Source organism: Micromonospora sp. URMC 103, assembly GCF_051386435.1.
Classification (GTDB): Bacteria; Actinomycetota; Actinomycetes; order Mycobacteriales; family Micromonosporaceae; genus Micromonospora.
On sequence record NZ_JBPQTR010000005.1, the window covers coordinates 1,521,805 to 1,544,614 of the forward strand.

19 protein-coding genes are annotated in these 22,810 nt (G+C 73.0%); 8 read left to right on the plus strand and 11 right to left on the minus strand.

Annotated features, from left to right (window positions below; all coding sequences use genetic code 11):
• Window positions 1-13 precede the first annotated feature (13 nt).
• Window positions 14-1,303: an ABC transporter substrate-binding protein gene (locus tag ACSNOA_RS20110; protein ID WP_436660442.1), complete on the minus strand. Its 1,290-nt coding sequence runs from the start codon at window positions 1,301-1,303 to the stop codon at window positions 14-16.
• 136 nt (window positions 1,304-1,439) lie between these two features.
• Here ACSNOA_RS20110 and ACSNOA_RS20115 point away from each other — a divergent pair, with 136 nt between their 5' ends.
• Complete coding sequence (locus ACSNOA_RS20115) at window positions 1,440-2,201, plus strand: FadR/GntR family transcriptional regulator (protein ID WP_436660444.1); 762 nt, start codon at window positions 1,440-1,442, stop codon at window positions 2,199-2,201.
• A 24-nt stretch (window positions 2,202-2,225) separates the two neighbouring features.
• Here the strand turns inward: ACSNOA_RS20115 and ACSNOA_RS20120 are convergent, their stop codons facing one another.
• Complete coding sequence (locus ACSNOA_RS20120; RefSeq protein WP_436660446.1) at window positions 2,226-2,759, minus strand: GNAT family N-acetyltransferase; 534 nt, start codon at window positions 2,757-2,759, stop codon at window positions 2,226-2,228.
• Window positions 2,760-2,808: 49 nt separating this feature from the next.
• On the opposite strand from ACSNOA_RS20120, the gene ACSNOA_RS20125 reads away from it, so the two are divergent.
• Window positions 2,809-3,396, plus strand: a complete 588-nt coding sequence (locus ACSNOA_RS20125; RefSeq protein ID WP_436660447.1) for a TetR/AcrR family transcriptional regulator — start codon at window positions 2,809-2,811, stop codon at window positions 3,394-3,396.
• A 19-nt stretch (window positions 3,397-3,415) separates the two neighbouring features.
• Here the strand turns inward: ACSNOA_RS20125 and ACSNOA_RS20130 are convergent, their stop codons facing one another.
• The 3 genes from ACSNOA_RS20130 to ACSNOA_RS20140 form a co-directional block, all read right to left on the minus strand.
• Window positions 3,416-4,579 carry a CapA family protein gene (locus tag ACSNOA_RS20130; RefSeq protein ID WP_436660449.1) on the minus strand — a complete coding sequence of 388 codons (1,164 nt, stop codon included), beginning with the start codon at window positions 4,577-4,579 and terminating at the stop codon, window positions 3,416-3,418.
• A gap of 118 nt (window positions 4,580-4,697) precedes the next feature.
• Window positions 4,698-5,189 (minus strand): DUF2231 domain-containing protein, encoded by a 492-nt coding sequence (locus tag ACSNOA_RS20135; protein ID WP_436660450.1) that lies wholly within the window; start codon window positions 5,187-5,189, stop codon window positions 4,698-4,700.
• Between the two features lie 728 nt (window positions 5,190-5,917).
• Window positions 5,918-7,147 carry a DUF418 domain-containing protein gene (locus ACSNOA_RS20140; RefSeq protein ID WP_436660452.1) on the minus strand — a complete coding sequence of 410 codons (1,230 nt, stop codon included), beginning with the start codon at window positions 7,145-7,147 and terminating at the stop codon, window positions 5,918-5,920.
• 96 nt (window positions 7,148-7,243) lie between these two features.
• On the opposite strand from ACSNOA_RS20140, the gene ACSNOA_RS20145 reads away from it, so the two are divergent.
• The gene (locus ACSNOA_RS20145) at window positions 7,244-7,813 is read left to right on the plus strand and encodes a TetR/AcrR family transcriptional regulator (RefSeq protein WP_436660453.1); all 570 of its coding nucleotides are present in this window, start codon (window positions 7,244-7,246) and stop codon (window positions 7,811-7,813) included.
• 19 nt (window positions 7,814-7,832) lie between these two features.
• Here the strand turns inward: ACSNOA_RS20145 and ACSNOA_RS20150 are convergent, their stop codons facing one another.
• Window positions 7,833-9,422 carry a glycosyltransferase 87 family protein gene (locus ACSNOA_RS20150; protein WP_436660455.1) on the minus strand — a complete coding sequence of 530 codons (1,590 nt, stop codon included), beginning with the start codon at window positions 9,420-9,422 and terminating at the stop codon, window positions 7,833-7,835.
• Between the two features lie 115 nt (window positions 9,423-9,537).
• A complete protein-coding gene (locus ACSNOA_RS20155) occupies window positions 9,538-10,002 on the minus strand; it encodes a carboxymuconolactone decarboxylase family protein (RefSeq protein ID WP_436660456.1) in 465 nt (154 codons plus the stop codon).
• 147 nt (window positions 10,003-10,149) lie between these two features.
• Here ACSNOA_RS20155 and ACSNOA_RS20160 point away from each other — a divergent pair, with 147 nt between their 5' ends.
• Window positions 10,150-11,031, plus strand: a complete 882-nt coding sequence (locus ACSNOA_RS20160) for a sigma-70 family RNA polymerase sigma factor (protein ID WP_436660458.1) — start codon at window positions 10,150-10,152, stop codon at window positions 11,029-11,031.
• A gap of 24 nt (window positions 11,032-11,055) precedes the next feature.
• On the opposite strand, the gene ACSNOA_RS20165 is transcribed toward ACSNOA_RS20160, so the two are convergent.
• The 4 genes from ACSNOA_RS20165 to ACSNOA_RS20180 all read right to left on the minus strand — a co-directional run bounded on the left by ACSNOA_RS20165 (window position 11,056) and on the right by ACSNOA_RS20180 (window position 17,358).
• On the minus strand, window positions 11,056-11,655 hold the full coding sequence (locus tag ACSNOA_RS20165) for a LutC/YkgG family protein (RefSeq protein WP_436660459.1): 600 nt from the start codon (window positions 11,653-11,655) through the stop codon (window positions 11,056-11,058).
• Window positions 11,652-13,061, minus strand: a complete 1,410-nt coding sequence (locus tag ACSNOA_RS20170; protein ID WP_436662388.1) for a lactate utilization protein B — start codon at window positions 13,059-13,061, stop codon at window positions 11,652-11,654. The genes ACSNOA_RS20165 and ACSNOA_RS20170 overlap by 4 nt, the downstream gene beginning before the upstream one ends.
• A gap of 17 nt (window positions 13,062-13,078) precedes the next feature.
• Complete coding sequence (locus ACSNOA_RS20175; RefSeq protein WP_436660461.1) at window positions 13,079-13,879, minus strand: (Fe-S)-binding protein; 801 nt, start codon at window positions 13,877-13,879, stop codon at window positions 13,079-13,081.
• A gap of 95 nt (window positions 13,880-13,974) precedes the next feature.
• The gene (locus ACSNOA_RS20180) at window positions 13,975-17,358 is read right to left on the minus strand and encodes a glycosyl hydrolase family 95 catalytic domain-containing protein (RefSeq protein ID WP_436660462.1); all 3,384 of its coding nucleotides are present in this window, start codon (window positions 17,356-17,358) and stop codon (window positions 13,975-13,977) included.
• 389 nt (window positions 17,359-17,747) lie between these two features.
• Here ACSNOA_RS20180 and ACSNOA_RS20185 point away from each other — a divergent pair, with 389 nt between their 5' ends.
• The 4 genes from ACSNOA_RS20185 (at window position 17,748) to ACSNOA_RS20200 (ending at window position 22,810) form a co-directional block, all read left to right on the plus strand.
• Window positions 17,748-19,049, plus strand: coding sequence for an L-fuconate dehydratase (locus tag ACSNOA_RS20185; protein WP_436660463.1), 1,302 nt, complete (start codon window positions 17,748-17,750; stop codon window positions 19,047-19,049).
• A 157-nt stretch (window positions 19,050-19,206) separates the two neighbouring features.
• The gene (locus tag ACSNOA_RS20190) at window positions 19,207-20,256 is read left to right on the plus strand and encodes a sugar ABC transporter substrate-binding protein (RefSeq protein ID WP_436660465.1); all 1,050 of its coding nucleotides are present in this window, start codon (window positions 19,207-19,209) and stop codon (window positions 20,254-20,256) included.
• Window positions 20,256-21,788 (plus strand): sugar ABC transporter ATP-binding protein, encoded by a 1,533-nt coding sequence (locus ACSNOA_RS20195; RefSeq protein WP_436660467.1) that lies wholly within the window; start codon window positions 20,256-20,258, stop codon window positions 21,786-21,788. The genes ACSNOA_RS20190 and ACSNOA_RS20195 overlap by 1 nt, the downstream gene beginning before the upstream one ends.
• A complete protein-coding gene (locus tag ACSNOA_RS20200; protein ID WP_436660469.1) occupies window positions 21,785-22,810 on the plus strand; it encodes an ABC transporter permease in 1,026 nt (341 codons plus the stop codon). The genes ACSNOA_RS20195 and ACSNOA_RS20200 overlap by 4 nt, the downstream gene beginning before the upstream one ends.

Genomic DNA, 22,810 nt, shown 5'->3' on the forward strand with positions numbered 1-22,810 from the left:
GCCCGCGGTCGGTCTACTTCGACTCGTCGTCGAGGAACTTCTGGAACGCCTCGTTGGCCGCGTCCGCCGAGGCGGCCGGGTCCTTGCCCGTGATCGCGTCGACGATCGGCTGGCCGACGATCTCCCGCGCCTCGGCGACCTTCTCGACCAGCGGCCGGTCGTGGCCGATGCCGTTGGCGGTGCTCACCGTGGTGGCCTCGGCGAGGTCCTTCGGGTAGGTCGAGGCGGCCTCGGGGTTCGCCCAGACGGAGGCGCGGGCGCCGGGGACGCCGGCCTTCTGCTGCGCCAGGGCCTGCTCCTTGCCGGCGGCCCACTGGATGAACTTCCAGGCGTTGTCCTTGTTCTTCGACGTGTCGTTGACGCCGAGCGCCCAGGAGGGGATGTTGTACGGCTTCGAGCCGGCCGGGCCGGCCGGGAAGGCGGTGAAGCCGACGGTGTCGGACACCTTCGACTTGGCCGGGTCGGTGGCGTTCTTGTAGAGCGAGTTCGCCTCGGTGTAGAAGGCCGCCTTGCCCTGGGTGAAGATGGCCATCGCCTCGGACCAGCTCATGTCGGTGCTGATGTTGTCCGGGCCGTGGTCACGCAGGAGCCCGCCGTAGAAGGCGTACGCCTGCTTGGCCTGCGCGGTGTTGACGCTGGCCTTCCCGCTGCCGTCGACGAAGTCGCCGCCGAAGCTGTAGAGGAAGCTGGAGAACTGGGTGACGGCGGCCGCCTTGCCGGTGCGGGCCACGAAGCCGGCCACGCCCGGGTTGTCGGCCTCGACCTTGGCCGCCTGCGTCTTCAGCTCGTCGAGGGTCTTGGGCGGCGCCGTGAAGCCCGACTTCTGCAGCAGGTCCTTGCGGTAGTACAGGACCTCCTGCTCGGTGATGATCGGCACGCCGACCACCTTGTCCTCGTAGGTCGTGGCCTGCACCGGCCCGGGCTGGAAGTCCGCGAACTCGAAGGCGCCGTCCGACTTGGCCTTGTCGGTGAGGTCGGCGAGGTACCGGTTCTTCGCGAACAGCTTCCCCTCCTGCAGCGGCCGGTACATCATCACGTCGATGTCGCTGGACCCGGCGTTCAGCTTGACGTTGTACTGGTCGGAGAGCTGGTCCTCGCCGAGCTGGGTGACCTCGACCTTGAGACCCGACTGCTTCTCGAACTCCGGCAGGGCCTTCTTGAGGTTCTCCGTCCACACGTGGTTGACGAGGGTCACCCGGAGGGTGCTGGACCCGCCGTCGCCGCCGTCCCCACCGCCGCAGGCGGACAGGCCCATGGCGACGACCACGGCAAGAGAAGTGCCGAGTATCGATCGACGTCGCACGCTTGTCTCTCCTTCTGTCGTGGTCGCTGCCTCGGCGGAGGCGCTACCTCGCTGTTTACATCTGCTTAACGACGGGATGCTAGGCCGAAAAAGCTGACTTATTCAAGGGGTTGATCTAACTGATATGATCCTTGGCGTGGAACGGACCTCCTCAGGGGTTGCAGCCGCCGAGACCGCCCCTGTCGAGTCCGGGCTGCACGCGCGCGTCCTCGAGCACCTCGGCACCGCGATCTGCGGCGGGGAGCTGGCGCCCGGCGCGGTTCTCAACATCGACGACCTGGTGGACCGGTACGCCGTGTCCCGCTCGGTCGTCCGCGAGGTGCTGCGGGTCCTCGCGTCGATCGGGTTCATCGAGACCCGCCGCCGCGTCGGCGTGCTCATCCGCCCGGCGACCGCCTGGAACGTCTTCGACCCGCAGGTCATCCGCTGGCGTCTCGCCTCGGCCGGGCGCGTCGCCCAACTCCGGTCGATCACCGAGCTGCGCACCGCCGTCGAGCCGCACGCCGCCCTGCTGGCCGCGACCCGGGCGAGTCACGACGAGGCGAGCGACCTTGTGGGTCTCGCCGCCAAGATGTGGGCCGCCGGCAAGGCCGGCGACGAGGACCGCTTCCTGCGCCTCGACATCGAGTTCCACCGCCGGGTGCTGCTCGCCTCCGGCAACGAGATGTTCCTCCGCCTCCAGGATCTGGTGGCGGAGGTGCTCACCGGCCGGCACAAGCACCACCTCATGCCGCACCACCCGCACGAGCAGGCGCTCCACCTGCACGCCGAGGTGGCCCAGGCGATCCAGCGGCACGACGGCGAGCGCGCCCGCCGCGCCATGGTGCAGCTCATGGAGCAGGCGTTCGACGAGATGAAGTCGCTGTGGGAGCAGTCGGGGGCACCCGAGCCGGCCTAGGACCGTCCGGGCGCCGGAGCCGGCCTAGGACCGCGCGGGCGCCAGCGGTCGCGCCGCCCCGGTCGCGGGTCGCAGGTCCACCTCGTACACCTGACCCACGAGATCCACGCCGAAGCTGTGGTGCGGCTCCTGCCCGGTCAGGGTGAAACCCCGCGACAGGTACACGCGGCGCGCGGCGACCAGCGGGTCGTTGGTCCACAGTCGCATGCGCGTGTAGCCGGCGCGCCGGGCGAAGGCCAGGCACTCGTCCACCAGGCGGCCACCGAGGCCGTGACCGCGGGCGGACGGATCCACGAGGAGGATCCGCAGTTGCGCGACGGACCCGTCGGCCGCGACGCAGAAGACGCAGCCGACCCGCCGCCCGTCCCGCTCGGCGATCCAGGCGGCCTCCCGGCGCGGGTCGTGATCGCCGGCGTAGTCGGCCACGATCCGGGCCACCAGCGCCTCGAAGGTCGCGTCCCAGCCGAACTCCGCCGCGTACAGCTCACCGTGCGCCATGACCACCCAGCCGAGGTCGCCGGGACGACCCAGCGGACGGATCTCGATTCGCTCGTCCATCACCACTCCCACCGCACTGAAACGACTGTTTCAGTGGCAGAGTAGCGCCATGAGCGACCCGACACGAGCCCCCTCCGCGCGCCGCGAGGAGCTGCTAGAGAGCGCCTACCGGTACGCCCTGCGGTCCGGCCTGGCCGACCTGTCGCTACGCCCCCTGGCCACCGCCGTCGGATCCAGCCCACGCGTGCTGCTGTTCCTGTTCGGGTCGAAGGACGGCCTCATCCGGGAACTGCTCGCGCGAGCGCGCCGGGAGGAGCTGGCACTGCTCGACCGGGTGCGATCCGATGTCGCGGGAAGCGACCCGGCCACCGTCGTGCGGGCCACCTGGCACTGGCTGGTCGCCCCGGCGCACCGTCCCCTGTTGACACTCTGGCTGGAGGCGTACGCGCGGTCCCTCGTCGACCCGGCCGGCCCGTGGGCCGACTTCGCCCGCCAGACGGTCGACGACTGGCTCGCCGTCCTCGCCGGCCCGCCGGCCCGTCCGCACGCCGACAGCGACCTCGTCGGGCGGACCCTCGCCCTGGCGGTTCTCCGCGGCGCCCTGCTGGACCTGCTCGCCACCGGCGACGTCGACCGGACGACCGCCGCCGTCGAGCTGCACCTGAGCCTCGTCGACGCCGGCGGCGGGCCGCGGTGAACCCGGCGCCTTCGTCTGCTCAGTGCGGGGTCCGCAGGCCCGCCGCGACGGCGCCCCGCAGGTCGACGTAACCCCCGATGCGGCGGACGATCGCGGCGTACCGCGCGCGCTGCCAGGTGGGCAGCGCCGGGTTGGCCGCGGCGGCGGTCACGTCGACCACGCGGGCCAGTGGCCGGTACTCCATCCAGGTCGGCATCACCGTCACCGAGGTGACCGCCCACCCGCCCGCGGGCCTACGCGTGAAGGTGAACTCGGGGACGACCGCGTCCTGGGTCTCCTCCGGCGACCCGTCGGCGAACCGCGCCGTCAGGTTGCCCATGCCGTAGGCGACCCACTTGTCGCCCACCTTCTCGAACGGCTGCACCACGTGCACGTGGTGGCCGACGATCAGGTCGATGTCCGGCGACGCGAGCAGCTCCCGGGCCAGGTCCAGCTGGTCGGCGTTCGGCTCGTGCTGGTACTCGGTGCCCCAGTGCATCGACAGGACGACGATCTCCGCGCCGGCCGCCCGGGCCCGGCGGGCTTCGGCGCGGATGGCGTCGGCGTCGATGAGGTTGGCCGCCCACGGCCGCCCTTCGGGCAGCGGGATGTCGTTGAAGCTCAACGCGTACGACAGGTGCCCCACCTTGACGCCCTTGACGTCGAGCACGGTGGGGCGACGTGCCTCCGCCGGGGTGCGGGCCGTCCCGGCGTGCCGCAGGCCCACCCGGTCCAGGTTGTCGAGCGTACGGGCGATCCCCTCGACGCCGGTGTCCAGGGAGTGGTTGGACGCGGTGGAGCAGGTGTCGAAGCCGGCCCACGCGGCGGCGTCGGCCAGTTGCGGCGGGACGCTGAAGGTCGGCCAGCCGGTGAACGGCCCGCCCGGCTCCGCCAGTGGCGTCTCCATGTGACAGATGGCCAGGTCGGCGGCGCTCGCCCGGGCGCGGACGGCGGCCAGCACCCGGGTGAAGTCGTGGCCGGGTCGGCCCGCCTGGCGGGCGTCGGCGGCCGCCTGCTCGCTGAGCGCCGGGTGCACGAGCAGGTCGCCGGCCGCCACCACGGTGATCGTGTCGGGCGGCGCGGCGGGGGTGGTCACGGCGGTGGTCGGCGCCGTCCGCCCGGGAACCGGCGGCGGCTCTGGGGCGTCGCAGCCCGCCGCCAGGACGGCGGTGAGCAGCGCCGCCACGGCGGGCGTTCGTCTCATGACAGGAGATGATGCCGGCGTACGCCCACCGTGGCGGCCGGAACGCCGAAACTCCCGTCCCACCGGCTGTGGGACGGGAGTTTCGGTCGGCGTGAGGTCGGGTCGCCGCGACGCCCGTTCAGGCTTCGCGGGCGGGCGCGCGGCGCAGGGAGCTGGGCGCGTTCACGTTCGCGTTGTCGCTCACGCTCATCCCCAGCCGCTCGACCAGCTCGCCCCCGAGCCAGGCCGTCGCCCCGGACAGCACGATCCCGAGGAAGCTGCACGCCAGTGCGCCCGCGTTCGGCTCCCAGTTGTCGGCCGAGAGGCGGATCAGCCAGCTCGCGGCGAACAGCGCCACGACGACGACGTTGCCGACGCCGTGCAGGGCGCCGACCCGCTTGGCCCGGGTGCCCGACGGGATGGCCCGCCAGTCGACGAGCCCGAACACGGCGGCCACGAGACCGCCGATGACGCCCGCCGCGATCGTGTACGCGGCCGAGATCTGGAAACCGGTCCGGTCCGTGATCAGGTAGAGGATGTCGAAGATGACCGACGTGGCGAGCAGGCCCAGCGGAAACACGATCAGCATGGGATGGATCCCGTGGCCCATCGCCCTGGCTCGACTCTCCATCGCAAGCCTCCTGTCGGCAGTCCTGCGCCCATTTACCCCGCGCCGTCACCGGTACACCCGGCAGCGTGAGGACCACGGCCCGTGCCCGCCACGGGCGGCATGTTCGTCTCGGACGGCATGTCCTCCGGGCGGCATGTTCCCCGGGCGGGCTCGGGTCCCGGCTGCCGCGGCCGTGCCGGCTGCGGGCGGCATGCCCGCCGCGGGTCCTGTCGAGCTGCCCCATATCTGGGGCGCCGGGGGAGGTCGAGGTGGAAGGGCGGCGGGACGTGCCAGTTCAGCCGGCAGGGGTCGAGGTTGACGGGACCGGCGGCATTCCGGGGCGCGGCGGGAGGTCGAGGTTGACGAGCCCGGCGGCCTTCCGGGGCGCGGCGGGAGGTAGAGGTAGAGCGACGGCGGGCGCCCCATTTCTGGGGCAGCTCGACAGCGAGTGACGGGCCCCGGGCAGGCCGGCCGGCAAACCACCGTCGGCACTGGTCCGCGAGCCCGCCACAGCAGGTGGGATCGCCCCGAACGGACAGGCATGGACGAGCGCGCCGGCCCGCGGCGACTGGGACGCCCCGCGCGCCGGAGGCGACGAGCCGCTGCGACTCGCGTCGTCCTTCCTGCTCCACGACGACGGCCATGCCTTCCGCGTCGTGCTCGACCTCCACCACGCGGGAATGCCGACGGCGTGAGGCGCCGCCCGGGCCGGTCGGCCCGGGCGGCGCTCCCGCACTCGGCCACGCGACCTACGCCGCCGCGCGCCGCCACGGCGGCACGGTCGCGTTGGTGAGCGCCCGCAGCAGCCACTCGACCGGCCCGTAGTGGTGCCCGCGCATCCACCAGGCGCTCGCGGCCACCTGGGCGGCGAAGACCGCCACGGCCACGAGGACGGCGGCCAGCGGGGACACCTGGCCGACGAGCCCGAAGCCCCAGCCGGTGAAGACGACCGCGCAGATCACGGACTGGCCGAGGTAGTTCGACAGGGCCATCCGCCCGGCGGGCGCCAGCGTGCGCGAAAGGACGTCGCCGATCCGGGTCGGGAAGATCTGGAACAGCGTGGCGACGTACGCGGCGGCCAACAGCGGCGCCGTCACGACGGTGAGGGCGAGCGCCACCGGGTCGAGCCCGGTGGTCCCCCCGGTGGTGGCGAACAGGACCGCCCCGGCGAGGCCGAGCGGGTAGCCGGCCCAGCACAGCGTCCGCCACAGCCGGGTATGCCGCTCCGGGTGGGCGAGGACGCCCCGCTTGCCGGCCGCGAGCCCCACGAAGAAGGCGGCCAGCGCGGCCGGCGCCTGCAGGGAGGCGAGGCCCAGCAGCATCTGCGGCATGGCCCGGAGGTGCTCGGCGATCACGGTGGCCGGGCTGCCGGCCAGCGCCTCGGTGGAGGCCCGACCCTCGGCGAGGGCCACGGCCGGGTCGGTCGCGAGGGACGCCCCGGTGACGGCCGCGCCCACCATCTGGAGGGCCACCAGTCCGAGAAGGACGCCGGCCCAGATCATCGCGGTGCGCGGCCGCATCCGGCGGGCCGCGAGCAGCACCAGGCCGAGCAGCGCGTACGTGGTGAGGATGTCGCCGTGGAAGAACAGCACGGCGTGCGCCGCGCCGAGCAGGAACAGCCCGGCCAGCCGGCGCAGGAAGCGCGGGACGAATGCGGCGCCGCGACGCCGCGCGGACTCCAGCTGGAGCGTGAAGCTGTATCCGAAGAGGAACGAGAAGAGCAGGTAGAACTTCAGCTCGAAGAGCAGCGCCACCGTCTGACGCACCGCGTCGTCCGCTGCCGACGCGTACGCCGGGTCGTCGATGCCGTGCCAGGGGAACGCCGTGGCGAAGAAGGCGATGTTCACCACGAGGATGCCGAAGAGCGCGAAGCCGCGCAGAGCGTCGACGTCACGCAGCCGGGAGGGGGCCGCGGGACCGGTTGCGGGGGCGGGGGACTCGGCGGTTCCCGTCGGAAAGGGGTGCGTCGGGCTCGTCATGTCCGTCACTGTAGGACGCTTCTATACGTTTGTCTATGACAGATGTATAAGACGGGCGTCTTATACAAACGACCAGCCGGGAGCTAGGCTGACCGCGTGGGACATCGAGAACAGCTCCTCGCCGGCGCGAAGCGCTGCCTGTACGAGCGCGGCTACGCCCGGACGACCGCCCGCGACATCGTGGCCGCCTCCGGCACCAACCTGGCCTCCATCGGCTACCACTTCGGATCGAAGGACGCGCTGCTCACGGCCGCCATGATCGAGGCCATGAACGAGTGGGGCGAGACGCTGCAGCGGACCCTCGACGTCGACGAGAGCCTTCCGCCGCTGGAACGCCTGCAAAGCGTCTGCGACGGGGTCGTCGCCTCGATCCGCGAGCACCGCGCGCTCTGGGCGGCCAGCGTCGACGTGTTCACGCAGACCGACCACCAACCGGAGCTGCGCGCGCGGATCGCCGACGCGTTCGAGGCGGGCCGGCCGGGATTCGCCGCCATGCTGGGCGTCGCACCGGACGGTCCGTCCCCCGACACCGCACGGGCCGTCGGTTCCCTGGTCCTCATGCTGATCAGCGGTCTCACCATCCAGTGGCTGCTCGACCCGGACCACGCCCCGTCCGGGGCGGACCTGGCCGCCGCCCTGCAGGCCCTCACCGCCGCCGGGGGTTGAGCCGGCGCGGCACGGCCGGCTAGCGGAACGCCGCGGCGAGTTCGTCGTCGACCACGGCGATCGGATGGCCGCCGGCGTCGTACGCCACGAGCCGGCCGTGCGCCATCGTGGCGGACCGGAACGAGAAGACCCGGGGGCCCGCGTCCGGTGACAGGAGCGGGATGACGCGCGGCGCGCCGCCGGGGGCGGAGTAGTACTCCAACCGCGCCACCCGCGCCGACACGACGCCGTTCACCCGCACCTTGGTCTTCTCGGTCCGGGTGCCGAAGGTGACGGGCGAGCTCGTGCCGTAGGCCGCGCACTCGGTCGCGCCGCGGCACACGAAGAAGTAGCGCGGATTGGGCACGTCGTCGAGCGCGTACGCCTTGAACGTGGGATCGGCCCCCGCGGGCAGCGGCTGCACCGCGAAGAACGCGACGGCCGCCGTGGCCGCGACCCCCACCCGCAGCCAACCGCGACCGGCCGGTCGGGAGCGCCGGGTCCGGGCCGCGGCCACCGCCACCCCGCCGAAGCCGGTCAGGCAGAGCGCGCCGACACCGAGCGCACGGGCGTTCTCCAACAGGAACTGCACGCCGGGTCGCAGGGACACGGCGCTCAGGGCGGCGCCCAGCGACACGACCATGGCGGTCAGCAGCGCCGCCCCGGCCACCCGTCGGGCCACCCCCACCGTGCCGATCAGCAGCATGGCGGCCAGCACCGGCCAGACCTGGTGGTGGGTCCAGGAGACCGGTGACGCGACCACGGTGGCGCAGCCCACGAGCACGGCGGCGTGCCCGGGATGACCCTGCGCCGCCAACCGCCGCGCGCGCAACAGCGCCACCGCGCAGATCACCGCCACGAGGCCGGCCCAGAGCAGCGGCAGGGACGCCTCCTCGACGCCCACCCGCAGCAGCATTCCGTGCAGGGACTGGTTGCCCAGCGAGGCGAGGTTGCCAATCCGGTCGGTCTCCACCATCGTCCCGGCCCAGTACGTCCAGCTCTCCTTCGGCAGGACCACGGCGGCCAGCCCGGCGCAGGCCACGAACGACGCGGTGGCGCGGGCGGCGTCCCGGTAGCGGCCCGCCACGACGAAGTAGACGACGAACAGCAGCGGGGTGAGCTTGACGGCCGCCGCCACGCCGACGAGCACGCCCCGCCAGCGCGGCGGCACCACGGCCATGCCGTCGAGCAGCGCCAGGAGCACGACGAAGATGCTGACCTGGCCGAAGCGCAGGTTGCTCTGCACCGGTGCGGAGAGCATGAGCACCAGGGCCACGCCGGCGACCGCCGTCGAACGTCGGCACCGTGCGCGGGCCAGTGTGGCGCCCACCGGCACGGCGACGGCGACGACGGCCGCGCAGGTCGCGAGCAGCCACGCGACCTGCGCCACCGGCTCGGGCACGAGCGTGATCGGCCAGAGCACGAGCGCCGCGAACGGCGGATAGGTGAACGGGCCGCCGTTCTCGGCGACGTACGCGTACAGCGGGCGCCCCGCCCGCAGGTCGGTCAACGCTCCGTAGTAGATGTGCAGGTCGGAGAGCCGGTCCTCGCGCCGCAGAACGAGCACGGTGGACACCAGCGCGACCACGCCGAACCCCGCCCACAGCAGTGCCGTCCGCCGATCCCGCACGATGCCAGCATAGGTTTCTCCGGCGCGGCGCAGGGCCCCTGCGGACGGCCGGTTCCGGACGGGCCGGGCGGGCGGCGGCCGGAGCCACCGCCCGCGTCCCGGTCCCTCGGGACGGTCAGCCCCAGTTCTGCGGGGCCGGCTGACGGGTGGTGGCGTTGATCCGGTTGAAGAAGTTGGTGGTGGCGATCCAGAGCACGATGGCCGCCAGCTCCTTCTCGCCGAAGTGGCGGGCGGCCTCCGCCCAGATGTCGTCCGGCACGGCGTCGGCCCTGTCGGCGAGCCGGGTGGCGGCCTCCGCGAGCGCGAGCGCGGCCCGCTCGGCGTCGGTGAAGTACGGCGTCTCCCGCCAGACGGCCACCGCGAACAACCGGTCGTCGGTCTCGCCCGCCTTGCGCATGGCCCGGGCGCCCGAGTCGACGCAGGCGCTGCACCCGTTGATCTGGCTGGCTCGCAGGTGCACCAGTTCCAGGGTGCTCTGGGGGACGCCGGCCGAGTGGGCCGCCTTGTACAGCAGGTTGACGGCCTTCACGGCGTCCGGCAGCAGCCCGGCGGGGTTGGCGATGCGGGGTTCGATGGTCATGAGCTGTCCGTCCTGTCCTCTAGGCTTGCCGGGTCCGTCGCGGCGACCTCCCGGTGCTTCACCCGTATGTCGAGGGCCGGCCCCGCGGCGTGACAGACGTGGCCACGGTCACATCGGCACTCGCACGACGGACGGGGTGGGAAGACCATGCACGACGCGGATCTGCTGGCCACACGCTTCGAGGAGCACCGGCCACGCCTGCGTGCGGTCGCCCACCGGATGCTGGGCTCCGGCGCCGAGGCCGAGGACGCCGTGCAGGACACCTGGCTGCGGCTGAGCCGGGCCGACGCGGCCGGTGTCGACAACCTCGCCGGCTGGCTGACGACGACGGTCGGCCGGGTCTGCCTCGACCGGCTGCGCGCCCGGACCGCCCGGCCCGAGCAGCCGTGGGAGGCGGGCGAGCGTGCGCCCGCTCCGGCCGACGCCGAGCCCGCCGACCCCGAGCGCGAGGCGGTGCTCACCGAATCGGTCGGCCGGGCGCTCCTGGTCGTCCTCGACACCCTCGCGCCCACCGAACGCTTCGTGTTCGTGCTGCACGACATGTTCGCGGTCTCGTTCGACGAGATCGCGGCCGTCGTCGACCGCAGCCCTGCGGCCGTGCGGCAGATCGCCAGCCGGGCCCGCCGCCGGGTCCAGTTGGGCGGCACCGTTCCGGAGGCGGACCCGGCGCGCCAGCGGCGGATCGTCGAGGCGTTCCTCGCGGCCTCCCGCGAGGGCCGGTTCGACGACCTCGTCACCCTCCTGGATCCGCACGTCGTGCTGCGCGCCGATCCGGTGGCGGTCGGCCTGGGATCGACGCCGGAGACCCGCGGGTCGGCCGCCGTCGCCGGCTTCTTCAACGGCCGGGCGCAGGCCGCCGTGCCCGCGTACGTGGACGCCGCTCCCGGCGCCGTCGTGGTGCTCGGCGGGCAGGTCCGGATCGTGCTCACCTTCGTGGTCACCGACCGGATCGTCGGCATCGAGGCGGTGGCCGACCCGGAGCTGATCGCGGCGTTCGACCTCGTCACGGGCGACGCGGCCGCCCGCTGACCGGGAAGGGCGCCGCGCCCGTGGTCAGGACAGGACGACGACGTGCAGGTTCCGGGGGCCGTGCACGCCCTCGACCCGGTTCAGCTCGATGTCGCTGGTGGCCGACGGCCCGCTGATCCAGGTCAGCGGGCGCCGCGGGTCGAGCCGCGCCACCGCGTCCGGCACCCCGGCGACGACCTGGTCGGCGCGCAGCACGCAGACGTGGACGTCGGGCAGCAGCGTGATGACCCGCCGGCCCTGGTCGGGAGCGCCGTCGAGGACGATCGTGCCGGTCTCGGCGACGGCCACGGCCGCCGCGGTGACGACCCCGTCCAGGGCCGCGAGCTGTTCCGCGGTGAGGCCGTAGTCGGTCACCGTCGCGACGGTGGCGGGCAGCCAGCGGCGGGGCAGTCCGGGCGGCACGACGATCCGCTGGCCGCCGAGGACGCCGTCCACGACCGCCGCGACCTCGTGCTCGGCGCACCGGTGCACGGTGGCCCGGTAGTCGGTGAGCCGGTGCACCAGCAGGTCGAGGTCGGCGGTGGCGCCGGCCGGCCGGTAGTGGCGCGGCGCCTCGGCGGGCGCGGCCGGCGCGACGCCGCGTGCGGCCCGCAGCCGGGCGAGGACCTCCTCCCGCCCGCTCACCGCTGCGCCCACCAGTCACGGAACGTCCGCCGGGGCGGCTGCGGCAGGTCGCGGCTGATGGTCCAGCCGGACAGCGGTGGCGGGAGGCCGCGACCGCGGCGGCCGGCGAGGCGGCCGAGCCGGGCGGCGCGCTGCGCGGCCGCGTACAGGGCGGGGTGGTCCATGGTGTACGCGGCCGCCGCCATCGCGGCGGCCTCGGCCCGTGGGTGGGGCGCCCGGTCGCGAAGGTGCACCAGCACCTCCGGGATGTTGATCTTCACCGGGCAGGCGTCGTAGCAGGCGCCGCAGAGCGTCGAGGCGTACGGCAGGGAGGCGTTGTCGGCGACGCCGGTGAGCTGCGGGGAGAGCACCGCGCCGATCGGCCCGGGATACACCGACCCGTACGCGTGCCCGCCGGTGCGCTCGTAGACGGGGCAGACGTTGAGGCAGGCGGAGCAGCGGATGCAGTGCAACGCCTGCCGGCCCACCTCGTCGGCGAGGACGGCGCTGCGCCCGTTGTCGAGCAGCACCAGGTGGAACGCCTGCGGCCCGTCGCCCGGGACGATGCCGGTCCACATCGAGGTGTACGGGTTCATCCGCTCCCCCGTGGACGCCCGGGGCAGCAGTTGCAGGAACACCTCCAGGTCCCGCCAGGTGGGCACCACCTTCTCCACGCCCATCACGGTGATCAGCGTCTCCGGCAGGGTGAGACACATCCGCCCGTTGCCCTCGGACTCCACGACGGCGAGGGTGCCGGTCTCGGCGACGGCGAAGTTCGCGCCGGAGACCGCCACCCGGGTGGTCAGGAACGTCTGGCGCAGGTAGCGGCGCGCGGCGGCCGCGAGCGCCGCCGGATCGTCGGTGAGCGCCGGATCCGCGCCGGGCATCGCGCGCAGGAAGATCTCCCGGATCTCGGCCCGGTTGCGATGGATGGCCGGCACCAGGATGTGGCTGGGCCGGTCCTCGCCGAGCTGCACGATCAGCTCGGCGAGGTCGGTCTCCACGGCGGTGATCCCGGCAGCCTCCAACGCCTCGTTGAGGCCGATCTCCTGCGTCGCCATCGACTTGACCTTGATGACCCGGTCGCTGCCGGTCGCCGCCACCAGGCCGGTCACGATGCGGTTGGCCTCCACCGCGTCGGCGGCCCAGTGCACGGTCCCACCCGCGGCGGTGACCGCCGCCTCCAGTTGCTCGAGGAGCTCCGGCAGGCGGGCCAGCACGTCCGCCTTGATCGCCGACCCGGCCGCGCGCAGCTCCTCCCAGTCCGGCAGCTCACCGATGACGGCGCCGGACTTCGCGCGGATCGTCGTGGTGGCGTGCCCGAGGTTGCGGCGAAGCTGCGGATCGGCCAGCGCCCTCCGGGCGGCGGCCGGGAAGGGCTCGTCACCACGCAGGTGACCGACACCGCGCGGCGCGGTCGCGGGCATGCCGAGGAAGGTCCGGGTCACGGCCACGTCCCCCTCCGGTTCGCCCGTCCGGCGGCGCCGGTCCGGGTGGCGTGACCGGCCGCGCCGGTCTGCTCGGTCGCGGCGAGAATCTCCGCGAGGTGCACGGTGCGGACCCCGGTGCGCAACCGGGACAGCCCTCCCCCGATGTGCATGAGGCACGAGGAGTCCCCCGCCGTGCACACGTCGGCGCCGGTCGACAGGACGTGGCGCAGCTTGTCGGCGAGCATGGCGGTCGAGGTGTCGGCGTTCTTCACCGCGAACGTGCCGCCGAAGCCGCAGCACTGCTCCGCCTGCGGCAACTCCACCAGGTCCAGACCGCGGACCTCCCGCAGCAGCCGCAGCGGCCGGTCACCCACCCGCAGCACCCGCAGCGAGTGGCACGTCGGGTGGTACGTCACCCGGTGCGGGTAGTACGCGCCCACGTCGGTCACACCGAGCACGTCGACGAGGAACTCCGACAGCTCGTACGTGCGCCCCGCGACCTCCTCCGCCCGCGCGGCCAGCCGCTCGTCACCTGCCCGCCGGGCCACCATGGCGTGCTGGTGGCGCACCGAACCCACGCAGGAGCCGGAGGGAGCGACCACGACGTCGTACGGCTCGAAGGCGCGGACGTGACGGCGCACCAGCGGCAACGCGTCGCCGAGGTAGCCGGTGTTGACGTGCATCTGCCCGCAGCAGGTCTGCGCCTCGGGGAAGACCACCTCGTGCCCGAGCCGCTCCAGCAGCCGTACGGTGGCCGTGGCCGCCGCCGGGAACAGCGTGTCGGCCAGGCACGTCACGAAGAGCGCGACCCGCATGTCACCTGCCCATCTCCGTACTCGGCGGCCATTCGACCAGATCGCCCCGGGGCCCGCAACGGCGCGGAGGGCCGCCGTACGGCACCGGGCGGCGCTCAGCCGAAGGCACGGGACTGCCAGGTGCGCACCTGGTCGGCCGGGAGCGCCTCGGGGAGGATCGCGATGCGGTCCACCTCGCCGGTGAGCCGCTGCCCGCCGTCCTGGTCGGCGGCGAACCGCAGTTCCCGGGTGGCGCATCCGACGATGCCGCCGTCGGGAACCTTGGCCGTGCCGGCCTGCTGACCGTCGACGTACACGACGATGTTGCCGCCGTCGTTTATGGTGACGACCAGGTCGACGTACCGGCCGACGGGCAGCGTGGCGCTGGTGGTGACCCCGGTGCCGGCGCCGATGAACCGCACCTGGTTGCTCGGCGTGAGGTCGACGAGCACCCCGTCGGTGCCCGGGTCGCCGCCGGGCTGGAAGTCGAAGAGCCGGCGGTAGCTGCCGCTCGTGGTCACCTTGACCTCGGCGGCGAACGTGGCGGTCTCCACGAAGCCCAGGCTGGTGGGAGCGGTGCGCAGGTACCGGTTGCCGTCGAGCGCCAGGGCGCTGCCCGTGGGCCCGTCCGCGACGTACGCCGCCCCGGTCTGCACGGTCGCGGTGCGTCCGTGGGGCGAGCGGTCGGCAACGGTGTCCCCGCCGGTCGGGTCCCAGGCGACGAGGGGGTGATCGGGGTCGGGCCGGTCGCAGGGTGGCGGTATGGGCAGCGCGATGGCCGTCCACGCGGACGCCCGCCACCGGTCGTTGACCAGCCGGGTTTCGATCCGGTTCGGGCCCGGCGCGGCCTCCCGGCTCGGTGTGACGGTGAACCGGTACGTCTGGGAGTCGCCGGCGTGCAGGCGCGGCACCTCGAACCGGGCGGGCCGCGCGCTCCACCCCGCCGGCAGTGCCAGCGTGAGCCGCGACGGTGGCACCGCGTCGGTGGCGTCGACGGTCACCGCGACGGTCCCCGACCGACCGGCCTCCAACGACTCCGGCGCGTCGATGCTGAAGCGGACCCCGGCGGTGGCGACGTAGCGGTGGCCGGCCTGCGCTCGGAAGCGGAGACGCTCGCCCTGCGGCTCGGCGGCGACCCGCTTGCCGGTCGTGGTGTCCACGAGCCGGAACGGCCCGGCGAAGAGCGGGCTGCGCAGCGACACGTCGCCGGTGCGCCCCGCGGTCACGGCGATCTCGGTGGCGGCGCCGGCCGACCAGGTGGTGTCCACGGTGAGGTCGCCGCGGGCGCGCAGCCCGCTGACCGAGCCGTCGCGCCAGGCGCCGGGTAGGGCGGGGAGCACGTGGACGTCCCCGCTCTGGCTCTGGAGCAGCATCTCGGCGACCCCGGAGGTGGCGCCGAAGTTGCCGTCGATCTGGAACGGCGGGTGGGTGTCCCACAGGTTGGCGAGGGTGCTCTGCCGCAACTGCTCGGTGAGCATCTTGTGCGCGTGGTCGCCGTCGAGGAGGCGGGCCCAGAAGTTGATTTTCCAGGCCTTGCTCCAGCCGGTGCCGCCGTCGCCGCGTGCGGTGAGGGAGACCTTCGCCGCGGCGGCCAGCTCGGGGTCCTTCAGCGCGGAGATCTGGGCGCCGGGGTGGACGGCGAACAGGTGCGACACGTGGCGGTGCTCGTTGTCCGGGTCGTCCAGGTCCTCCTTCCACTCCTGCAACTGGCCCCACGAACCGACCCGGACACCGGGGTCGAGCCGGTCGAGCGCCGCCCGCACCTCCTTGCGGAACGCGTTGTCGCCGCCGAGGATGCCGGCCGCCTCGATGGTGTTGGTGAACAGCTCCCAGACGATCTGCTGCGACATCGAGGCGCCGGCCGTGAAGTCGCCCTGCTCGGGCGAGTAGCTCGGGGAGACGACGAGCGTGCCGTCGCGCGGGTCGACGACCAGCTCGTCGAGCCAGAACTGGGCGAGCTGCTTCATGACCGGGTAGGCCCGCTCCCGCAGGAAGCGCTGGTCACGGGTGAACTGGTAGTGCTGGTAGTAGTGCTGGGCGAGCCAGGCGCCCGCCTCGGGGAACCAGAACGAGGTGGCCCAGTTGTGCAGGCCGGTGAAGCCGTACGGGTTGGTCTCGTTGTTCACCACCCAGCCCCGGTTGCCGTAGATCTCCCGCGCGGTCACCTGGCCGGGCGGGACCATCGCGTCGACGTAGTCGAACAGCGGGGCGGTCGTCTCGGAGAGGTTCGTGATCTCGGCGGGCCAGTAGTTCATCTGCAGGTTGATGTTGACGTGGTAGTCGGCGTCCCAGGGCGGGCTCGTCGAGTTGTTCCAGACGCCCTGGAGGTTCGCCGGCAGCGAGCCGGCCCGCGACGACGCGATCAACAGGTAGCGCCCGTACTGGAAGAAGAGCGCCTCCAGCGCCCGGTCGGCGGGCGAGGCGCCGCCGGTGTAGCGGCGGAGCAGGTCGTCGGTGGGGATGTCGGGCATCTCCTGGCCGATGTCGAGCCGGACGCGGTCGAAGAGGGCCTGGTGGTCGGCGGTGTGCGCGGCCAGGAGGTCGGCGTACGTCTTGCCGGCCGCGGCGTCCACCGCCGCCGTCACGGCGGCGTGCGGGTCGGCGCCCCGGTAGGTGGGGTAACGGGGCGCGTAGTCGGTGCCGGCGGCGAGGACCAGCGTGGCGGCGTCGGCGTCGGCCACGGTCACCGTGCCGTCGGCGCCGGAGGTCACGGCCCCGCCGTCCGCGTTCACCTGGATCTGGGACTCGTACCGCAGCTTGTTGTCGGTGAGCGCGCCGGCCACGGTGATGCGCCCGTCGCGCGCGGTGGCCGTCCTCGACCGGTTGCCCGGCGCGGTGACGCCGGCCGTGAACCCGATCCGGCCCGGCTGGTCGGCGCTGAGCCGCACCACGAGGACGTGGTCCGGGTAGCTCGCGAAGTACTCGCGGGTGTAGCGCACCCCGTCGTCGACGTAGGAGACCGTGGCAACGGCCCGGCCGATGTCGAGCCCGCGCCGGTACTCCTGCACGGCGCCCGGGTCCTGCGTGAGCCGCAGCGTCAGGTCGCCGAACGTGTTGTACGAGCCGAACCCGCTCTTCGGCTGACCGAGCCGCCTCGCCACCTCCTCCGGGGCCAGCCGGCCGCGCTCGGCGATGAGGCGTTGCACCTCCTCGATGGCGCCCGGCCGGGGCGAGGTCCAGTTGCCGAAGTCGTAGCCGGCGGCCGAGCCGGGACCGCCGGTCCACAGTGTCTTTTCGTTGAACTGCACCGTCTCGGTCGCCACCCGGCCGAAGACCATGCCGCCGAGGGCGCCGTTGCCGATGGGCAGCGCCTGGGTTTCCCAGTCGGTGGCCGGTTCGTCGTACCAGAGGGTGAGGGGGTCCCGGGCGGCAGGGGCGGCGCTCGTGGTGGCGGCGGCCGGGGTGGGCGCGGACCAGACGGGAAGCGCTGCGGCCAGCGTCGCCACGACCACGGCCGCCGTCCACCGTCGCGGGCTCCGCCAGCGGCGGGAGTCATCCATGGGGGTCTCCGGATCGTCCGAGGGCCGGGGGGAGGCAGGCATGCGCTCGGCGGAGCCGAGCACGTGCGGCACGCCTCGGATGTTTGACGATGAGGCTACAAAGGACACGGCCCGACGACAAGGCGGGTTTTCCGTCGTCGGGTCCGAATTTCCGCGGTGAACTGGTGGAACTCGCTGTTCGACGCGACGTCCGGCGGGGCACGCTTCGAAGGCTCTCGACGTCACGGCCTTGTGGAGCGCCCTGCGCACTGATAGACATCGGATGTATTGCCGGTTGCGACATCGATCTGGGGGCGACGGGTGAGGATGTTGGGGGCGGGCGCGCCGGGTCGGGAGACCACGGGGCCGCGGAACGAGGGCGGCCGGCCGCGCCCGGAGGTGGCGGGAGCATGATCTTCACGGACCTGGAGATCTCCGACATCCGCTTCCCCACCTCGCGGGAGCTGGACGGATCCGACGCCATGAACCCCGATCCGGACTACTCCGCCGCGTACGTGGTGCTCCGCACCGACGCCGGGGACGGCCACGAGGGGCACGGCTTCGCCTTCACCATCGGCCGCGGCAACGACGTCCAGGCGGCGGCCATCGCGTCGCTGCGCCCGTACGTGGTGGGCCGGCCCGTGGCGCCGGTCCTGGCCGACCTCGGGGGATTCTGGCGCGACCTCGTGCACGACTCCCAGCTGCGCTGGCTCGGCCCCGAGAAGGGCGTCATGCACATGGCGGTCGCGGCCGTCGTCAACGCGCTGTGGGACCTGCGGGCGAAGCGCGAGGGGCTGCCGCTGTGGCAGCTGCTGAGCCGGCTGAGCCCGGAGGACCTGGTCGACCTCGTGGACTTCCGCTACCTGGGCGACGCGTTGACCCGGGACGAGGCGCTCGGGATCCTGCGGAAGGCGCGGCCGGGTCGCGCCGAACGCGAGGCGCACCTGCTGCGCGACGGCTTCCCCGCGTACACGACCTCGCCCGGTTGGCTGGGTTACGACGACGACAAGCTGCGCCGGCTCTGCAAGGAGGCGCTGGCCGACGGGTTCGGCCAGATCAAGCTGAAGGTCGGGGCCGACCTCGCAGACGACGTGCGCCGGTTGGGCATCGCCCGGCAGACCTGCGGGCCGGACTTCCCCATCGCCGTGGACGCCAACCAGCGCTGGGACGTGCCGACGGCCATCGCCTGGATGCGGGAGCTGGCGCGTTTCGACCCGTACTGGATCGAGGAGCCGACGAGCCCCGACGACGTGGTCGGGCACGCGACGATCGCCCGGGAACTCGCGCCGATGCGGGTCGCGACCGGTGAGCACGTCGCCAACCGCGTGGTGTTCAAGCAGCTGCTCCAGCTCGGCGCGGTCTCGTACGTGCAGATCGACGCGACACGCGTCGCCGGGGTCAACGAGAACATCGCGATCCTGCTGCTGGCCGCGAAGTTCGGCGTGCCGGTCTGCCCGCACGCGGGCGGGGTGGGGCTCTGCGAGCTGGTGCAGCACCTGTCGATGTTCGACTACGTGGCGGTCGCCGGCGACATGACCGACCGCGTCATCGAGTACGTCGACCACCTGCACGAGCACTTCGTCGACCCGGTGGTGATCCGCCAGGGCCGGTACGTCGCGCCGACGGCGCCGGGCTTCAGCGCCACGATCGAACCCCGGACCCGCGCCGAGTACGCGTACCCGGACGGCCCCGTCTGGTCGGCGGGAGGCTGATCCGTCACGCCGGCCAGGTCATCCGACGACCAGGCGCCCAGTGCTCCACAAAGGTCTTGTAGCCACCCGGATTCATTGATAGACACCCGATGTATCAAACCCGTGTCACCCGCGCCTCCGAGAACGCCCACCTCACCCGCACCGCTGGAGGACCACCGTGAGACATACCGCCAAGACCCCCCTCGGGATCGCGCTGGCCGCGGTCCTCGCCCTCGGCACCGTCGCCTGTGGTGACTCCTCGTCGGGTGGAGCGGGCGGCCCGGCCGGGGCGAGCCCACAGATCGGCATCGACCTGCCCCGCGCCGACTCCGACTTCTGGAACTCCTACGCCAAGTACGTCCCCCGGTTCGCCGACGAGTACGACGTCAACCTCATGTCCCCGACGAACTCGCAGAACGACGTCGCGAAGCTCGTGGCCAACGTGCAGGCGATGGTCAGCCAGGGCGCGAAGGCCGTCGTCATGGCGCCGCAGGACACCGGCGCCATCGCCTCCACCCTGAACACCCTCGAGTCCCGCAAGATCCCGGTCGTCTCCGTCGACACCCGACCCGACAAGGGCAAGGTCTTCATGGTCGTCCGGGCCGACAACCGGGCGTACGGGCAGAAGGCGTGCGAGTTCCTGGGCGAGAAGCTGGGCGGCAAGGGCAAGGTGATCGAGTTCCAGGGATCCCTGTCCTCGATCAACGGCCGGGACCGTTCGGAGGCCTTCGCCGAGTGCATGCGGACGAAGTTCCCCGGCATCACGATCTTCGAGGAGCCGACCGACTGGGAGGGCGCCAAGGCGGCGGCCGCGCTCCAGACCCGCCTGGCCCAACACCCCGACATCAACGGCATCTACATGCAGGCCGGCGGCGTCTTCCTGGCCCCGACTCTGCAGGTGCTCAAGTCGAAGAACCTGCTGGTCCCGCCGACCGACCCGAAGCACGTCGTCGTGGTCTCCAACGACGGCATCCCGCAGGAGTTCGAGGCCATCCGCAAGGGCGAGATCGACGCGACCGTGTCCCAGCCCGCCGACCTCTACGCCAAGTGGGCGCTCTACTACGCCAAGGCGGCCGCCGAGGGCAAGACCTTCCAGGCCGGCCCCACCGACCACGACAGCACCATCGTCTCCATCGACAACGGGCTCGAGGACCAGCTCGCGGCGCCGCTGGTCACCAAGGAGAACGTCGACGACCCGGCGCTCTGGGGAAACCAGATCGGCAAGTGATGACCAGTCACGAGCAGGCCGCGGACACCGCGGTCGGGGCGCCGCCCCCGGCCGCGGAGGCGCGCGGCGTATCGAAGCGGTACGGGCCGACCGTGGCGCTGGACTCCGCGGGCGTCGTCGTGGCGGCCGGGGAGACGCACGCGCTGGTCGGGCGCAACGGCGCCGGCAAGTCCACACTGGTGTCGATCCTCACCGGGTTGCAGCGGCCGGACAGCGGGGAGGTCCGCTTCGACGGCGCGGCCGCCCCGGCGCTCGCCGACCGGGACGCCTGGCGGCAGCGGGTCGCCTGCGTGTACCAGAAGTCCACGATCATCCCCACCCTGACCGTCGCGGAGAACCTCTTCCTCAACCGCCAGGCCGGTCGCGGGCCGATCGACTGGCGCGGGCTGCGGCGCCGCGCCGCCGACCTGCTGGGCGGGTACGGCGTCGACGTCGACCCGGCGGCGCTCGCCGGCTCGCTCACCGTCGAGCAGCGGCAGCTCGTGGAGATCGCCCGGGCACTGTCGTTCGGCGCCCGGTTCATCATCCTGGACGAGCCGACCGCGCAGCTCGACGCGGCGGCCATCGACCGTCTCTTCCACCGGATGCGCGAACTCCAGGCGGGCGGGGTCACCTTCCTGTTCATCTCGCACCACCTCCAGGAGGTGTACGAGGTGTGCCAGACGGTGACCGTGCTGCGCGACGCCCGGCACATCCTCACCGAGCCGGTCGGGTCGCTCACCCGCGACGACCTGGTCGCCGCCATGACCGGCGACACGGGCCCCGCGCTCGCCGCCACCGACCGGCCGCCGGCGCCCGCGGGCGCTCCCCCGGTGCTCGACGTGCGCGGCCTGCGGCTGTCCGGTTCCTACGAGGGCGTCGACCTCACCGTCCGGGCCGGGGAGATGGTCGGGCTCATCGGCTCGGGCAGCAGCGGCAAGGTCGCCCTCGCCGAGACGATCGCCGGACTGCGCCGCGCGGACGCCGGCACCGTGACGATCGCCGGCGCCACGCCCAAGCCGGGAAGCGTGCCCGCCGCGCTCGCGGCCGGCCTCGGCTACCTGCCGCAGGACCGGCACCGGGAGGGACTCGTGCCGCTGCTGTCGGTGGCGGAGAACGCCACGCTGCCGATCGCCGACCGCCTCGGGCGCGCCGGGGTCATCGCCCCCGCCCGGCGGCGGGCCGCCGCCGAGCGCATGATCCGGGCGTACGACATCAAGACCGACGGGCCGCACCAGCCGGTCGGCGACCTCTCCGGCGGCAACGCCCAGAAGGTGGTCCTGGCGCGCGCGCTCGCCAACGAGCCGAAGGCCCTCGTCATGGTGAGCCCCACGGCCGGGGTGGACGTCCGGTCGAAGGCGTCCCTGCTGGGCGCCGTCGCCGACGCCGCCGCCGGGGGCACCGGGGTGCTGGTCGTCTCCGACGAACTGGACGACCTGCGCGCGTGCGACCGGGTGCTGGTGATGTTCCACGGACAGGTCATCCGGGACGTACCCCGGGGTTGGACGGACGCCGAGCTGGTGTCCGCGGTGGAGGGAGTGGAGCAGCCGTGACCGGCACCCGGACGATCGACAAGCCGCCGACGACCAGCCGCCCCCGGCCGGGCGCCGGCCGGGTCCCGCTGGCCCGGCTACGGGACTTCGCGCTGGTCCCCGCGATCCTCCTCCTCGTCGTGGTGGGCGCGCTCATCGACCCGGTGTTCCTGAGCACCGCCAACATCACCAACGTGCTGCAACAGCAGACCGAGCTGGCGCTGCTGGTGCTCGCCGAGGCGATCATCCTGATCGCCGGGAAGTTCGACCTGTCGCTGGAGTCGACGATCGGGCTGGCGCCGGCGCTGGCCGTGGCCCTGGTCATCCCCGCGGCCAGCAACGGCCTCGGCACCGAGCTGCCGGCCAGCCTCGCCATCGCGCTCTGCCTGCTCACCGGCCTGCTGATCGGGGCGTTCAACGGCCTGCTGATCCTGCGGTTCAAGCTCTCCGCGTTCATCGTGACCCTCGGCATGCTCATCGTGCTGCGCGGCCTCCAGATCGGCATCACCGGCGGGCAGAACCTCTTCGACATCCCGCCGTCCGTGCTCTACCTGGGCAGCGCCCTCTGGCTCGGCGTACCGGCCTCGATCTGGATCAGCGGCACGCTCTTCGCGGTGGGCATCGTGGCGCTCGGCTTCTTCCGGCACGGCCGCTCCGTCTACGCGATCGGCGGGAACACCGACGCCGCCCGGGCGGCCGGCATCCGCACCGACCGGGTGGTGTGGGTGGTCCTGATGATCGGTGGTGTGCTCGCGGCGCTCGCCGGGCTCCTCATGACCGGCCGGCTCGGGTCGGTGGCGGCGGCCCAGGGCGACGGCATGATCTTCACCGTGTTCGCGGCGGCGGTGATCGGCGGCATCAGCCTCGACGGCGGCAAGGGGACCCTCTTCGGCGCGCTCTGCGGCGTCGTCGTCCTCGGCCTCATCAACAACATCCTGACCCTCGCCGGGGTCTCCGCCCAGTGGATCCAGGCCATCTACGGCGGCATCATCCTGGTCGCGCTCGTCCTGGCGCGGCTCACCTCCGGCAAGGCCCAGGACTAG

Coding starts and splice junctions, on each gene's coding strand:
- ACSNOA_RS20195 (WP_436660467.1), top strand. CDS start 20,256: ATGACCAGTCACGAGCAGGCCGCGGACACCGCGGTCGGGGCGCCGCCC.
- ACSNOA_RS20185 (WP_436660463.1), top strand. CDS start 17,748: ATGATCTTCACGGACCTGGAGATCTCCGACATCCGCTTCCCCACCTCG.
- ACSNOA_RS20120 (WP_436660446.1), bottom strand. CDS start 2,759: ATGGACGAGCGAATCGAGATCCGTCCGCTGGGTCGTCCCGGCGACCTC.
- ACSNOA_RS20155 (WP_436660456.1), bottom strand. CDS start 10,002: ATGACCATCGAACCCCGCATCGCCAACCCCGCCGGGCTGCTGCCGGAC.
- ACSNOA_RS20180 (WP_436660462.1), bottom strand. CDS start 17,358: ATGGATGACTCCCGCCGCTGGCGGAGCCCGCGACGGTGGACGGCGGCC.
- ACSNOA_RS20125 (WP_436660447.1), top strand. CDS start 2,809: ATGAGCGACCCGACACGAGCCCCCTCCGCGCGCCGCGAGGAGCTGCTA.
- ACSNOA_RS20160 (WP_436660458.1), top strand. CDS start 10,150: ATGCACGACGCGGATCTGCTGGCCACACGCTTCGAGGAGCACCGGCCA.
- ACSNOA_RS20170 (WP_436662388.1), bottom strand. CDS start 13,061: ATGCCCGCGACCGCGCCGCGCGGTGTCGGTCACCTGCGTGGTGACGAG.
- ACSNOA_RS20130 (WP_436660449.1), bottom strand. CDS start 4,579: ATGAGACGAACGCCCGCCGTGGCGGCGCTGCTCACCGCCGTCCTGGCG.
- ACSNOA_RS20175 (WP_436660461.1), bottom strand. CDS start 13,879: ATGCGGGTCGCGCTCTTCGTGACGTGCCTGGCCGACACGCTGTTCCCG.
- ACSNOA_RS20135 (WP_436660450.1), bottom strand. CDS start 5,189: ATGGAGAGTCGAGCCAGGGCGATGGGCCACGGGATCCATCCCATGCTG.
- ACSNOA_RS20140 (WP_436660452.1), bottom strand. CDS start 7,147: ATGACGAGCCCGACGCACCCCTTTCCGACGGGAACCGCCGAGTCCCCC.